The organism is Mycobacterium sp. (assembly GCF_035603715.1).
In the GTDB taxonomy this organism is placed as follows: Bacteria; Actinomycetota; Actinomycetes; order Mycobacteriales; family Mycobacteriaceae; genus Mycobacterium.
In genome coordinates this window covers 1-15620 of sequence record NZ_DATNJW010000061.1, presented here as the reverse complement: position 1 = coordinate 15620, position 15620 = coordinate 1, and the positions used below count along the sequence as shown (strand labels likewise).

General features: G+C 64.7%; 10 protein-coding genes. All 10 read right to left on the bottom strand.

The window, feature by feature from the left end; genetic code table 11:
- Window positions 1-16 precede the first annotated feature (16 nt).
- Window positions 17-8107, bottom strand: coding sequence for an SDR family NAD(P)-dependent oxidoreductase (locus VN856_RS02500; protein WP_325685826.1), 8091 nt, complete (start codon window positions 8105-8107; stop codon window positions 17-19).
- Window positions 8108-8331: 224 nt separating this feature from the next.
- On the bottom strand, window positions 8332-8925 hold the full coding sequence (locus tag VN856_RS02495) for a chorismate--pyruvate lyase family protein (RefSeq protein WP_325685824.1): 594 nt from the start codon (window positions 8923-8925) through the stop codon (window positions 8332-8334).
- 294 nt (window positions 8926-9219) lie between these two features.
- Window positions 9220-10083: a DegV family protein gene (locus VN856_RS02490; RefSeq protein WP_325685822.1), complete on the bottom strand. Its 864-nt coding sequence runs from the start codon at window positions 10081-10083 to the stop codon at window positions 9220-9222.
- A gap of 4 nt (window positions 10084-10087) precedes the next feature.
- Complete coding sequence (gene octT, locus VN856_RS02485; protein ID WP_325685820.1) at window positions 10088-10831, bottom strand: diglucosylglycerate octanoyltransferase; 744 nt, start codon at window positions 10829-10831, stop codon at window positions 10088-10090.
- Window positions 10821-11501, bottom strand: coding sequence for a glucosyl-3-phosphoglycerate phosphatase (gene gpgP, locus VN856_RS02480; RefSeq protein ID WP_325685818.1), 681 nt, complete (start codon window positions 11499-11501; stop codon window positions 10821-10823). Before gpgP ends, octT begins: the two co-directional genes overlap by 11 nt.
- The gene (gene rsfS, locus VN856_RS02475; protein WP_325685816.1) at window positions 11498-11857 is read right to left on the bottom strand and encodes a ribosome silencing factor; all 360 of its coding nucleotides are present in this window, start codon (window positions 11855-11857) and stop codon (window positions 11498-11500) included. Before rsfS ends, gpgP begins: the two co-directional genes overlap by 4 nt.
- Window positions 11854-12474, bottom strand: a complete 621-nt coding sequence (nadD, locus tag VN856_RS02470; RefSeq protein ID WP_325685814.1) for a nicotinate-nucleotide adenylyltransferase — start codon at window positions 12472-12474, stop codon at window positions 11854-11856. Before nadD ends, rsfS begins: the two co-directional genes overlap by 4 nt.
- Before the next feature lie 129 nt (window positions 12475-12603).
- On the bottom strand, window positions 12604-13623 hold the full coding sequence (locus VN856_RS02465; RefSeq protein ID WP_325685812.1) for a PE-PPE domain-containing protein: 1020 nt from the start codon (window positions 13621-13623) through the stop codon (window positions 12604-12606).
- Window positions 13624-13789: 166 nt separating this feature from the next.
- Complete coding sequence (locus VN856_RS02460; protein ID WP_325685810.1) at window positions 13790-15232, bottom strand: VWA domain-containing protein; 1443 nt, start codon at window positions 15230-15232, stop codon at window positions 13790-13792.
- A gap of 10 nt (window positions 15233-15242) precedes the next feature.
- Window positions 15243-15620: AAA family ATPase (locus VN856_RS02455; protein WP_414686850.1), on the bottom strand; the 378-nt coding region annotated here is incomplete at its 5' end.

The following is a 15620-nucleotide window of genomic DNA, read 5'->3' as shown; positions in this document are numbered from 1 at the left end:
GCGCGGGGCTAGTCGGTCAGTCCAAGCTCAGCTCGGGCTGGAGCTCGCGGCTTTCCGCGAGCTGCCGCCCGATGTACTCGGCAACGGCGGCTGGGGTGGGGTGGTCGAAGATCAGGGTGGGTGACAACGTCAGCCCCGTGGCGGTCTTGAAGTGGTTGCGCAGCTCGACACCGGTCAGCGAGTCAAAGCCCAGAGCCTTGAACGTCGTGTCGGGGTCGATTTCGTCGTGGCCCAACACCGCGGCCGCCTGCGAACACACCATGTCCACCAGCAGGTTGCGTTGGTCGTCGGGGGCCAGCCCGTTGAGTCGTTGGGCCAGCGCCGATCTCGATTGGGTGGCGTCAACGACGTGGTCTACCGAGCGCCGCCGTGGGCGGCGCGCCAGGCCGCTGAACAGCGCCGGCAACTCGCCGTCGAGGGCTCGAGTGTCCAGCGCGGCGCGGTCCAGGCGAGCGGCGACGACGACGGGGTGATCGATCGCCAGTGCGGCGTCAAACAACTCGAGCGCCTGCTCGGTGGTCATGGCCGCCACCCCGTCGCGGTTTAGCCGGGCCATATCGCGGCTGCTCAAATGGGCGGTCATGGCGCTGGAACGGGCCCACATCCCCCACGCCAGGGACACTCCCGGCAACTGCGCAGCCTGCCGATGAGTGGCCAATCCGTCCAAAAACGCGTTGGCCGCGGCGTAATTACCCTGCCCCGCTGCGCCCACCGTGCCGGCGATCGAAGAACACAGCACAAACATCGACAACCCCAGATCGCGGGTCAGCTCGTGCAGGTTCCACGCTGCGTCCACCTTGGCTCGCAACACCGTATCGACCCGATCCGGCGTCAACGACGTGATCACCGCATCATCGAGCACGCCCGCGGCATGAATCACCCCGCGCAACGGCGGGAACCGCCGATCCAGCTGGGCCAACAACTCCGCTACCGCGCGTCGATCCGCCACATCGCAGGCCAACACTTGTACCTGAGCGCCTGCCCGCGCCAAATCAAGGGTCAGCTCCGCGGTCACCTCGGACCGACTCCCACTCCGACTGGCCAACACGACCTGCCGCACCCCGTAGGCGTTGACCACATGGCGGGCCAGCTCGCCACCGGCCATGCCGGTGCCACCGGTTATCAATACCGTGCCTTGGGCAAGCTCATCAGCCAGCGCCGAGGGCATGGTCAAGACTATTTTGCCGATGTGGAGGGCTTTACTCATAAACCGGTAGGCCTCCACGGCACAGCGCACATCCCAAGTGGTCACCGGCAGCCGGTGCAACACCCGGGTGTCGAACAGCTCCGTCAGCTCAATCAGCATCGCCTGCATGCGCTGCGGGCCGGCCTCGGCCAGGTCGAACGCCCGATAGCGCACACCGGGATATTGGGTGGCGATCACCTGCGCGTCGCGGATATCGGTCTTGCCCATTTCGATAAAGCGCCCGCCGTGGACCAGTAACCGCAACGAGGCATCCACGAATTCGCCGGCCAGCGAGTTGAGCACTACGTCAACCCCGCGTCCGTCGGTGGCCGACAGGAACTGCTCTTCGAAGCTCATCGTGCGGGAGTCACCGATGTGGTCATCATCAAAACCCATGGCGCGCAGCGTGTCCCATTTACCACGGCTGGCGGTGACGAAAACTTCCGCCCCCCGTTGCCGAGCCAGCTGCACCGCAGCCATACCCACCCCACCCGTGGCGGCATGTACCAGAACCGATTCCCCAGCACGGATGTCGGCCAGATCCACCAGCCCGTACAGAGCCGTCAGAAACGCCACCGGCACACCCGCGGCCTGAGCAAACGACCAGCCCTGCGGCATCTTGACCAGCATCTGCCGGTCCGCCACCGCCAATGGACCCGTCCCGTTGATCAACCCCATCACCGCGTCACCGACAGCAACGCCAGCGACCTCGGGACCGGTCTCGACCACCACCCCGGCCCCTTCCGCACCCAGCACCGGCGCCTCGCCGGGATACATACCCAACGCCGCCATCACATCCCGGAAATTGACCCCCGCCGCCGCCACCGCTACCCGCACCTGCCCTGCCTGCAGAGGTGCTTGTGCCTGCGGGCAGGGCCGGATCACCAGACCCTCCAGTGTCCCGCTGCTACCGGCCGACAACCGCCACGCCGGCTGCTCTGCGGGTAACGGCAGCAGCGGCGGGGCCGGGGCCAGCCGGGCGGCGTGCACACCACCGGCGCGCACCAGCAGTTGGGGCTCTCCGGCAGCGGCGAGCACCCCCGCATCGACCGGCGTGTCAGCGTCGATGAGCACGATACGACCCGGATGTTCTGCCTGCGCTGAACGCACCAGACCCCACACCGCCGCGGCGGCCAGATCGCTGACATCCTCGCCGGGCAACGCCACCGCACCATGGGTCAACACCACCAACGTGCCCGTTTGACTGCCAATCAGCCAGCGCTGCAGCACTTGCAGGGCGGTGTGGGTGGCGGTATGTACCGAGCCCACCACATCGTCGCCGGCAGACCCGCACTGCCACACCACCACTCGCCCTGCGCCGGCCCTTTCACCGTTACCGTTGGTAACCTCGCCCAAACCAGCACCATCGCCGGCCAGAAACTCTTCCCAGGAAATCACCGGGAGCTGCTCCAGCCCGTCAATTCCGTTGGGCTTCAGCGGTATTGGGGACCACACGACTTCTAGCGGTTCGCGATCTGGGCGGGCGGCAGCCATAGTCACCGCGGCGTGTAGCTGCTCGCCGGTCATCGGGCGGGTCACCAGCGAGCGCACCGCCAACACCGGCAACCCCGCAGCATCGGCTATCTCCACCGACATCGCATCCGCACCCAACGGGGCCAAGCGGGCCCGCACCCGATCAGCGCCGCCCGCATGAAGCGACACCCCCCGCCAGCAAAATGGCAACACCGTTTGGGTGGTGTCGCCGGCAAGCCCAATGGCGTGCAAAACCGCATCCAGCAGGGCCGGATGAATTCCCATCCCGTCGACGTGAACACCGGCCTCCGCGGGGATGGCGGCCTCTGCGAAGAGCTCTGGGCCGCGCCGCCATAGCGCCACCAAGCCCTGAAACGCCGGGCCGTACTCGTAGCCGCGCGCTGCGAGCTGCGCATAGCCATCCGAAAGGTCCACGCTTTCCGCATCGACCGGCGGCCACACGGAGAAATCCGCCGATGCTTCGGCGACGGCTGCACCGAGCATGCCCTCCGCGTGCAGCAACCACTCCGCATCGGGTTGATCGCGCCGGGAATACACCGACACCGGGCGGCTGCCGGCCTCACCGGCAGCTCCAACCACCACCTGCAGCTGCAACCCGGCGCCCTGCTGCATTACCAGTGGCGTGGCCAGCACCAGCTCGTCGATGACCGTGCACCCGACCTCATCCGCGGCGCGGATCACCAACTCCACAAAACCAGTCCCGGGAAACAGCACGACCCCGCCCACCGAGTGATCGGCCAACCACGGCTGAGCCGCTAGCGACAACCGACCGGTCAACACCAGTCCATCGGAATCCGGTCGCTCCACTACCGCACCCAACAGCGGGTGCCCGGTCCCTTCCACACCCAAGGCGGTCGCATCACTGGGCCCTGACGAAGCCCCCTGCTCCCAATACCGGCGCCCCTGAAACGCATAGGTGGGTAACTCCACCCGCCGTCCACCCGAGCCGGCAAACACCGCCGGCCAATCGACCGGCATCCCAGTGGCAAACAGCTGACTGGCCGCAGTCACCAGTGAAGCCACCTCGGGACGGCCTTTAGCCAGCACCGAGACCACCTCGATTTCAGTGGGCGACAGCGACTGTTCGATGGCCGCCGTCAGACCACTGCCCGGACCGACCTCGATAAAACGGGTGGCGCCGCGGGTTTGCAGATGGCGCGCACTGTCGGCGAACCGCACAGGCCGACGGATATGGTTCACCCAGTACTGCGCCGAGCCAAAGTCAGATCCGGACCTGGCCAGCTCGGCGGTCACGTTCGACACGACGCCAATCTGCGGCTTCCGCACCTCAACCTGGGCGGCGATCCGCGCGAACTCCTCGAGCATCGGCTCCATCAACGGCGAATGAAACGCATGGGAGACGGCCAACGGCCGGATCCGCCGGCCCTGCTCAGCGAACCGCTGCGCAATCGCGCTCACTGCGGGCTGCGCACCGGAGATCACCACCGATTCGGGACCGTTGATCGCCGCGATCGCCACTCCTTCACAGAGCGACGGCGCCACCTCGCGTTCGCTGGCGCCCACCGAGACCATGGCTCCACCCGCCGGCAGGCCCTGCATCAACCGGCCCCGCGCAGCGACCAACATCGCGGCGTCCGTCAGCTTCAAGACCCCCGCCACATATGCCGCCGACAACTCCCCCACCGAATGACCCATCACAAAATCCGGGCTCAAACCCCAGCTCCGCAACAAGGTGAACAACGCCGCCTCAACCGCGAACAACGCCGGTTGGGCGAACTCCGTGCTGTCAAGCAGATCCTGATCATCGCCCCACACAACTTGGCGCAGCGGCAGTCGCAGATGCCGATCCAACTCATCGGCCACCGCATCAAAAGCGTGGGCGAATAACGGCAACTGGTCATACAACTCGCGGCCCATCCCAATCGCCTGCGACCCCTGGCCGGGGAACACCATCACCGTCTTGCCGACCGAGCTCGCCCGGCCCATCACCACGCCCGTAGCCGCCTCTCCGCGGGCGATCCCGGTCAACCCCGCGACCAACTGCTGGCGATCAGCGCCCACCGCCACTGCTCGATGCTCAAACACCGACCGCCGCGCCAACGACCACCCCACATCGGCAGGGTTCAGGCGTTCGTCAGCTTGCACGTGGGTCAGCAATCGGCTCGCCTGCGCGGTCAATGCCTCAGCCGATCGAGCCGAAATCACCCACGGCAGCGCCGACAACCCGATCCGGTCAGGTTCACCGGAAACTGTTGTACCGCTGGCACTTTCGGTTTCGTCGGCCGGAGCTTCCTCCAAGATCACGTGAGCGTTGGTGCCGCTGATCCCAAACGAGGAAACACCTGCCCGGCGCGGATGCTCATCGGCCGGCCAGTCGCGAGCCTCGGTCAACACCGACACCTCGCCGCTCGACCAATCCACGTAAGGGGAAGGAACATCGACGTGCAGCGTCGCCGGCATCACCCCATAGCGCATCGCCTGCACCATCTTGATGACCCCGGCCACGCCGGCCGCGGCCTGAGTGTGAGCCATATTCGATTTGATCGAGCCCAACCAGACCGGTCGCCCCGGTGGCCGATCCTGCCCGTAGGTCGCCAACAGCGCCTGCGCCTCAATGGGATCACCCAATGTGGTACCCGTGCCGTGGGCCTCCACCACATCCACATCGGCAGCGGTCAGACCCGCGCTGGCCAACGCCGCTCGAATCACCCGCTGCTGGGAAGGTCCATTAGGTGCGGTCAAGCCGTTAGAGGCACCGTCCTGGTTGACCGCGCTACCGCGCACTACCGCCAACACCGAATGGCCTAGCCGTCGCGCATCCGACAACCGCTCGAGCACCACGACCCCGACGCCCTCACCCCAGGCTGTCCCGTCAGCAGCGCCGGCAAACGACTTGCACCGCCCATCGACTGCCAGGCCCCGCTGTCGACTGAACCCCACGAAAACCGCTGGAGAAGAGAGCACCGTCGCGCCAGCGGCCAACGCCAAATCGGACTCTCCCGACCGCAACGACTGCACCGCCCAATGCATGGCCACCAATGACGACGAACACGCGGTGTCCACCGACACCGCCGGGCCTTCCAGCCCCAGGAAATACGACACCCGCCCCGAGGCGACGCTCGACGCCGTACCGGTGAGCCGATACCCCTCCAGGTCGGTCGCCTCGCTGGCATAGCTTTGCCCGAAGATCCCGGTGAACACCCCGGTCGCCGAGCCCCGCAGCGATGTCGGTTCGATTCCGGCGTGCTCCAGGGCCTCCCAGGAACATTCCAGTAACAATCGTTGCTCCGGATCCATCGCCAATGCCTCGCCGGAGGCGATCCCGAAAAACCCGGCATCAAAACCGGCCACGTCGGCGACAAATCCGCCCTGCCGCGCGTAGGTCTTGCCCATCGCGTCTGGATCAGGGTCGAACAATTCCCCGACATCCCAACCCCGATCGACAGGGAACTCCGACACCAGATCCCGGCCCGCCGCCACGACCTCCCACAGCGCGTGCGGGGAATCCACCCCACCCGGGAACCGGCAGCCCATCCCCACCACGACCACCGGCTCATCGGCGTTTGCTGGGGAAGGCTGCGGCACCGGCGTTTTCGAGCCAGCGAGTTCACCCTCCAAGTAACGGGCCAGTCCGGTAATCGAGCCGTAATCCCACCCCACCGTGTCGCGCAGGCGCAGACCTGTCACTGCCGCCACCCGATTGCGAAGTTCGACTGTCATCTGCGAATCGAATCCAAGCTCCGCGAAAGTGAGATCCGGATTCATCGACTGAAAATCAGGCTCGCCCAATATCTTGGCGGCCTCTATACCGACCGCCTCCACCACCAGCCGGTGACGTTCTTCCTGCAAAACGGCCAACCGTTCGTTAAGGGTGGTGCCGCCCGGGTTTTCAGGAACGCGAAAATTCGATGCCGGTGCGCTATCGGTCGTCTCCGGGTCCAGCTGCGGCCCCATGGCCGCGAGGTCCCAAATCGGCTCCGTTGGACTCTCCGCACGAAGCGCACCTCGCAACAACTTTCCGTTCGAGGTTCGAGGGAGTTGTTCAACCACGGCAAACCTGTGCGGCACCTTGAAGGCAGACAACTGGGTAAGCAATCGGCGGTGAATGTCTCGGATAATCGACTGCTCAACTAGTTTGCCGCTCGCCGGGACCACAAACGCCTGCAACGCCGTCGCTCCGGCGGGCTCCGTTACTGAGACAACCGCGGCCTCCGCCACATTGTCGTGGTCGACGATGAGCCGCTCAACCTCGACTGGATTGACGTTGAGCCCTCCGACGATTTCGATATCATCCGCGCGGCAACGGTACGTAACCCATCCGTCGCCGTCGATTGAAACTCGATCACCGGTATTGAGCCAATCCCCGTCGGTCGACTTACCTGCCGTCGACGGTTCTGCGGGACGGTTCCAGTAGCCGGCCGCTATCGATGGCCCTCGGACCCACAAGTCGCCCTCGACGCCCGGTTTGGCGGGTTCGCCGTCCGCCACCACTCGAATCTCATAAGGTTTGAGAACTTTGCCAATGGTTCCTCGACGCCATTCATCGATGCTGTTCGATACAAATGTCTGCCCGACCTCGCTAGATCCAATTCCGTCAAGAATAGGAATACCGCCGAAGAATTCTACGAGTCGATCGGCGAGCCCAACCCCGAGCGCCTCTCCCGCTGAAACCACACACCGTAGCGAGCTAAACGAATCAGGTGAGCACGTCTCAACAATTCTGGCGAAGAAAGTTGGCACACCATAGAGCACCGACGGCCCAAATCTCGCACTCAGCTCGGCAGCTTTCTCCGGGCTAACCGGAGACAGATTGATTACTGACGAACCACCGGTGGCCAGTGGGAACCAAACCGAATTACCCAGACCGTACGCGAAGTACATGCGTGCACTGCTCAGCCCGATGTCTTCGGGAGTGAGCCGCAGCGCTTTGCCACACATCGCCTCGACAAAAGCTGACACATCGCCGTGCCGGTGCAGCGCAGCTTTCGGTGGACCGGTAGTACCCGAAGTGTAGGTAGCGTACGCGAGAGCGTCGCTGCTCAGCGGCTCGTAGTCGCCGGCCTCGACTCGGCCGGCCTCGGCCAGGAGCTCTCCGGGTTCCACAACGCGCGACTGTTGAAACCGAGCGCGGAGAGCGGCTGTCGTGACGACAAGCGCCGGCTCGATGTCACGTTCCTGGAAGGCGTGGTCTTCGAGATGGGACTCCGGATTCGCGACGAACGCCAGAATCCCACGGCCCAGACAGGCTAGCAATAGCTGCACTAATTCCGGCGAATCCGGCAGACACAACAGGACGCGGTCGCCACTGGAAATACCGCGGCTTCTCAGCACTTCGCCAAGACGTGCGCCGCTGTTATGGATTTCGCCATGTGTCAGGACGTGTGGCGCGTAGTACGCGGGCTTGTCATACCATCCTGCTTCTGCTGCCCGCGTAGCCAGCAGGCTTGCTAGGTTCCCATTCTGCATCACTGGATCGCCTCCCCGGCTCGCCGCCGTGACCGTGTTTCGTCGATCCCGCGGAGCGCAAAAGACAGCATGGGCCGATCATGCTGCGCAGTGCGCAAAGCGGTTTCAATCCGTGGGTACAAAGGCTGGGACTTGCCGTTGTCACTGTTCGAGACGTAGGTCAAATCTATTTCCGACTCCTTGTATTCGATGTCGTACGAATCCTGGCAACGATCGGGCTCATACTACGGAGCATCTTGGAATACATTCTGAAGAAAGTACTCCGTGATAATGATCACTGGTTGTCCTTGGGCAATAACGCGATACCGCCGAGCGGCAATTCTTGGTTCCGAATTATGGTATCCAGCAAGTGCGAGCCAGCCAGGCGGCTGCCCTATCCAGACTTTAGCTTCCTCCTTAAACGTTTCAAGGCAACTATCAGCCATAATCTCACCAATAGGCCGCTCCGACTGTGTCAAGCTTGTAGTAATCGCGGGAGGTAATGAGTCAACAGCAATCAACGACTCCGCGGCTACAAATGGGTGCCCTGAACTCCGGCCCTTCAGTAAGATCCGGCGCTGAAGAATCCGGCCGTCCGGTAATTCCTCTAAATCGGGTATCCTCGGCGATACAGCGTGAACCTGCTGCTCAACGATCTGCACGACGATCTCATCATTAGCGACGATGCCGAGAATCCGAGTGAGGGTGCCGTTGCTTGCGATTAGTATCCGAAGGTCACGATTGAGCTTTCGAATTTCCTCATCAGGTAGCAAGCGCTCGACCGCATCTCGACCAGCCCAATGTCCGAGTCCGGCTGCCTGGTGAATGTCCGTTCTCATGCCGGAACGTCCAATCATGTGAATTCACAATTCAGGTAAGGCTCGACGCGCGGTGAACGCAGGACCTTACCGCCGGCGGCACTGAAAATCGAGCCACGCTTTACCAGAACGAGATTTGCAACGCGCAAACCTCCCAGCGCTGCTTGTATTGTCGGTTGTATCGGCACTGACCACCTCCCTGTTGCCCCCTGGTCGCGTCTCAGCAAGAGTTTAAGCATCTGTCTCTAAAGATGTAGCGCAAAGTCACGGAGCCCGCGAATTGAACCGTGAACGGGGCCTGAACGCGGGATGCCATCAGCGTCGAGATCGGGCCGGCGGAACCACGTCGCCGGCCACTTCCAGGCACACCGCGAGAGCTCCGGCGCCGACGTGCAATGCGAGGACCGGGCCCAGGTCGGTCACGATCGCCGGCTCACACACCGGCAGTCGCTCGGCCAAGGCGGCGGCCAGGTTCTGGGCGCCGTCGGGGTTGGCAACGTGATGTACCGCGAGCGAAGCGGATCGTTCCCCGACGATCTCGCTCACCCGATCGATCATTGTCGCGATCGCTTTGTTGGCCGTACGAACTCGTTGTGCCAGAACAAGTTTACCGTCATCAATGCGCAACAGCGGCTTCAGTGACAGCTTGGTGCCCAGCCACGCACCCGCACCGCCGATGCGCCCGCTTCGCCGCAGGTTGTCCAACTGGTGCACGACGATGAACCCGTGATTGCGGCTCACCGCGGCGGTGGCGGCTTGCACGACGGTGTCCAGGTCGGCGCCGTCGGCTGCGGCCCGTGCCGCAGTGAGCGCGATGAAGCCGGTGTTCATCCCGGTGAATTTCGAGTCGAGAACCCTTACTGCTGAGCCGATCTCGGCAGCGGAGGTCTCGGCAGCACCTAGCGTTCCCGACAACGCCTTGGAAAGGTGCACGGCGATCACCCCGTCGCCGCCGCTGTCGGCAAGCGCTTGCCGGTAGATATCGGCCAACTCGGCCGGCGTCGCGGCCGCCGTGGTGGCGTCTCCGTATTCGTGAATGTTGCCTGGGATGTCGTCCACGCCGTCGCGCAGGTCGGTGCCGTCGAGCAGGATGTGCAGGGGGACTTGCCGTATCCCCCATTGCAGACGCAGCTCTTCGGGGAGGCGCGCCGATGAATCGGTCACTACGACTACAGGCATGAAGTCAGCCGCGCGGTTTCTCGGCGTCGATGCCGGCCTGGGCCAGCGCCTTGAGCATCAATTCCGCGACGGCCTGGTGCGCTTCGAAGTTCCAGTGGATTCCATCGGGATTGCCGCGACCGCTCAGCACGTGTTCGGCGACAGCGGCTTTCAGGTCGACCAGCGGGACGTCGTGTTGGTCGGCCCACTCGGTGATCGCCGCGACCGTGCCCGGCCGGCCGTGATGAGCCTTCCCGTAGGTCTCGGCGATGTGCACCGAGGGAAGCGATGCCACAATCGGGATTCCGGGCCGGTTGAAATCGATTGCGCCGCGGGTCTGTTCGAGGTATTCGACCGAAAGGTGCGGCGGCAGAGCAGCTCTGGCCACCGGAGACAGTCGCGGCTGCACCCAGCCGTAGCCGTCGCGAGCCCATCGCCGCAGCCACGGCGGACGCACGTAGCGGATCAGCTCGCGCAATGCGGTGGGCAGTGGCGACGGCAGCGAGTCCATGCCCCCGGTCGCGAAGATCACCGCTCCAGCGCGAGGCAACGCCGCCCACGCCCGCGGGTCCTGGGTGGCTGCCCACCAGATATCCCGGCACGTCCAACCGATCCGGCCGATCAGCTCCAGTTCCCAACCCAGCTGTGCAGCAACGATATTGGGCCAGATCCGCGGGTCGTCTGCCGGTAGCCCGCCGGTGGGCCCGTAGTAGGCAAGGGAATCGGCGAAGACCAGGAGCGTCGGCCGTGTCGGCCGCTCAGAGGACATCGCCGGCGACCTGTGCCGATGCGTTCCACACGTCAAGCCGCCACCGGATGGCGTCGAAATCGTCGGCGCCATCGGGGTCGGCGGTGTGACCAGACAGCTGCGTCCAGCTGGTGTTGCCCATGCCGCCCAATGCGGGCCAGTTGTCGACCGGTAACCGCAGCAAAGCCGCGGTCAGCGCGGCGATCAGGCCACCGTGCGCGACCAGCACCACCGGCCGCACCGGTTCGTCGGCGGCGCCCCACTCCGGCTCACCGGCGACCAGCTCGGCGATCAGCGGCAGACTGCGGGCGGCCACGTCGACCCTGTTCTCCCCGCCGTGCGGTGCCCACCTGGCGTCGTCGCGCCACGCCAGTCGGGCGCCCGGGGCGATCGCGTCGATCTCGGTGTGAGTCATGCCCTGCCAGTCGCCGAGGTGGGTTTCTCGCAGGCGTTCGTCGACCCGGACCCGCAGGCCGGTGCGTTCCTCCAACTCGATCGCGGTGTCGTATGCGCGACGCAGATCCGACGACACGACCAGCAGCGGATGGTGTTTGGCCAACGCCTCGGCCGCGGCGATCGCCTGGGCCCGGCCCAGCTCGGTCAGCTCGGTGTCGAGCTGACCCTGCATCCGGCTGTCGAGGTTGAACTCGGTCTGACCGTGTCGCATCATCACCAGCCGGCGCACGCTCATGAGACGTCCACCGTGACCAGAGGACAGTCCCGCCAGAGCCGATCCAGCGCGTAAAAATCGCGTTCGTCTTGGTGCTGGATGTGCACGACGATGTCGACGTAGTCCAGCAGCGTCCAGCGGCCTTCGCGGGTGCCCTCGCGGCGAGCGGGCTTGTAGCCGGCCTCGCGCATTTTCTCTTCGACCTCGTCGACGATGGCGTTGACTTGCCGCTCGTTGGACGCCGAGGCGATCACGAAGCAGTCGGTGATGACGAGTTGATCGGACACGTCGATGACGACGACGTCGTCGGCAAGCTTCGATGCGGCCGCGCGGGCGGCGACGGTAGCCATGTCGATCGCCTCGGTCGTGGCCGTCACGCCTGCTCCGGGGGTTTGCGGTAGAGGTTGCGCTTGGAGATGTACTGCACGACGCCGTCAGGCATCAGGTACCACAGCGGCCGGCCTTCCGCGGCGCGCAGGCGGCAGTCGGTGGACGAGATGGCCAGCGCCGGGATTTCGACCAACGACAGCGCGTCCTCGGGCAGACCGTCGAGGACGCCGCTGAGATGCTCGCTGCCGAGCTCGTAGCCGGGCCGACTGACGCCGACGAATCGCGCCGCCGCGAACAGCTCGTCCAGGTCCTGCCAGGACAGGATGGAGGCCAGCGCGTCGGCACCGGTGATGAAGTACAGGTCGGAGTCGGGATTCAGTGTGTGCAGATCCCGCAGAGTGTCCTTGGTGTAGGTGGGCCCGGCGCGATCGATGTCGACGCGGCTGACCGAGAAGCGGGGGTTGGCCGCGGTGGCGACGACCGTCATCAGGTAGCGGTCTTCGCCGGCGCTGACCTGGCGGCCCTTCAGCCAGGGCTGGCCGGTCGGCACGAACACCACCTCGTCGAGGTCGAACAGATCAGCCACCTCGCTGGCCGCGACCAGGTGACCGTTGTGGACGGGATCGAAGGTTCCGCCCATCACGCCCAGCCGCCGCTTTTGCACGGTTTGCCAGCTTACTTGAGCGGTGTGGAGGAGGCTTCCAATGTCACATAGGCCACACCAGCACCCGGCGAACGGGATGCCCGCCGCGCCAACGAATGCCAAGACCGCGGAGTTACTCCGCCAGGTCGGTCAGAAGTAGGCCGGGTTGAAGAGGTCTTCGATGGTGTCGAACAAGGCCACGATCGCTCCGCTGTCCGCAACACCATGGGAAAAAGCGCCCAGCAGCGCTGCCCCGTCGTTGATGATCGAGCCTGCGTCCGATCCGTCAGGGATGGTGATCGTCGTGGTCAAGCCGGTGGTCGTCGCCACGCCGCTGGCGACCTCCTCCGGAGTCAACCCCAGGTATTCCACATGCGTGGTGAAGAAGTGGTAGAGACCGTTCCCGAGGGCGTCCAGAGGGCTGCCGCCGCCGGCGAGAACAGCGTTCCAATCCTCTTGCCAGTCGGCGACCCCGTCGGTGTCAATCGTGTAGACGGTCGTCGGGTACAGGTCATCGGGTGTGTAACCGGCAAGCAAGCCGCCCGGGGCGAATTGGTCTTCGTTGATGGCGGCGAGAACGTCGTCCGTGAGAGTCGTCCCGGTTGTTCCGCCGCCGAACAACTGGACCAGGTCTGCATAGATGTTCGTCGCGATGCCGTTCGCGTCGCTCGGGTCGCCGATGAACACGAAATGCAGGTCTTGCTGAGGAATGCCGTCTTGCGCAAGCATTTTCTCGGCCGCCGAAGCGGCGATGGCGCTCTGGGAGTATGCGAATACCGTCAGCGGATCGGAGGGACTCATCTCACCCGCGTTGTATTCAGCTTCGATCGCGTAAACGAGGTTCGTCTCGTCTTGAAGGCTGCTCGGGCCGAACTCGAACACTTCCGGCGTCGTCAACACCTGCAACGAACCGTCGCACGGCAAGTTTCCGGCCATGTCGCAGATTGACGCGCTATCGGCGAACCCCAGTGGCTCCAGGAACAGCTTTTCGGCGGCCTCCACATAAGCCGTCGACGGTGTCGGTTCGGCAGTGCCGCCGAGGAACATCGCATTGGTGCTGCCCAACAAAGGGTCGGTCACATCGACGTCGGCGTGGGCCGACATGGATAGGGCGATCGAAGCACCGGTCGCACCGACAATCGGCGCGATGACACGAAGACTTTTCAGCATGACGAATCTCAATCCACTTCTGCCGGTTGCAAATAGCGCACCTATGCCCGAGATAATGGCTTCCTACGCTTATCTGATGCCGCGCTTACAATAACCTCAGTTTGAGGTGTGCAAGCGAGGAAATTCGCTCGCTGCAGTGCGGAATGCGCCGCCTGCCCGCGCGGCCCTAGACCGGCAGCAGCTGGTCAATCACAGCTGCCAGCTGCTTGGCGGAGCGGCATTCGTGCATGGTGATCACATCCTGGTAGCGCGGCACCGCCGAATCGCCGCTACCCCACAGGTGCTTGGGCTCCGGGTTGAGCCAGTGCGCGTGCCGGCTGGCGGTCACCATGTGCGCCAACACGTCGGTGGCCGGGTCCCGGTAGTTGGTGCGCCCGTCACCGAGCACCAGCAGCGAGCTTCTCGGCGACAGCACGTTGGGATGTGCCTGAATGAACGAGACGAAGGCATTGCCGTAGTCGCTGTGGCCATCGCGGGTGTAGACCCCGGCCTCCCGGGTGATCCGCTGGATGGCCACGGCCAGGTCGGCGTCTGGGCCGAACATGTGGGTGACCTCGTCGGTGGTGTCGATGAAGGCGAAGACCCGAACACGGGAGAACTGCTGGCGCAGCGCGTGCACCAACAGCAGGGTGAAGTGGCTGAAGCCGGCGACCGACCCCGACACGTCGCACAGCACCACCAGTTCGGGACGGGCCGGGCGCGGCTTGCGCAGCACCAGGTCGATCGGAACGCCACCGGTCGACATCGATTTGCGCAGCGTCTTGCGCAGGTCGATCGCACCGGCGCGGGCGCGGCGCCGCCGTGCCGCCAGCCGGGTCGCCAGCGTGCGGGCCAGCGGTTGCACGACACGGCGCATCGAGCGAAGCTGATCACCTGAGGCGCGCAGGAATTCGACGTTCTCGGATAGCTGCGGAATGCCGTACATCTGGACATGGTCACGGCCGAGTTGCTCGGCGGTGCGCCGCTTGGTCTCGGCGTCGACCATTTTTCGCAGTTGTGTGATCCTCTGCGCGGCAAGCGCTTTGGCGATCTGCTCCTGAGTCGGTGTCGGTTCGTCGCCGTACGGAGCGAGTAGGCCCGCCAGCAGCTTGCCCTCCAACTCGTCCAGCGCCATCGATTTGAGGGCCTGATATGACGAGTACGACGGGCCGCGGCTGGAGTTGTACTTGCCGTAGGCGTCGACGATCTGGGCGATCATCGCGACGAGTCGCTCATCCATGTCGGCAAGCTCGGGGTTGTCTGTCAGCAGGTCCAGCAGCATCTGGCGCATCGCCTCGACGTCGTCGGGCGGAAGCTGGACGTCGGGATCGACGGCGTCCTCCTCGGTGACCACCGCGCGGGTGCCCAGCGCCGCCGGCCACCACAGGTCGAACATCGCGTCATAGGTTTCGCGGTGCTCGGGCCGGCGTAGCACCGCGCACGCCAGACCTTCACGCAGAATCTCGCGGTCACCGAGCCCGAGGACGCCCATCACCCTGCCGGCATCCACGGTCTCCGACGGTCCAACCGAGATACCTTGTGCACGTAGGGCTTCCACGAAGCCAACCAGATGACCCGGCAGGCCATGCGGGGCCAGCGGCTGGCTGGGGCGAACGCGGCGGACGGCCATCAGGTGTGCCTCAGTTCAGCCGTAGTTCGCCGACGGCGCGTTGCTGATCGGATTGATGCTTGAGCACGACACCCATGGTGGCGGCGATGGTCGCGTCGTCGATGGTGTCCAAGCCGAGCGCCAGTATCGTGCGCCCCCAGTCGATGGTCTCGGCGACGGATGGCAGCTTCTTGAGCTGCATGCCGCGCAGCACCCCGATAATGCGCACCAGCTCTTCGGCAATGTGGCCGGGCAGTTCGGGCACCCGGGACAACAGGATTCGGCGTTCCAGGTCGGGGCTGGGGAAGTCGATGTGCAAGAACAGGCAGCGCCGTTTGAGCGCTTCGGAGAGTTCGCGGGTGGCGTTGGACGTCAGTACCACGAACGGTGTCCGCTCGGCGGTGATGGT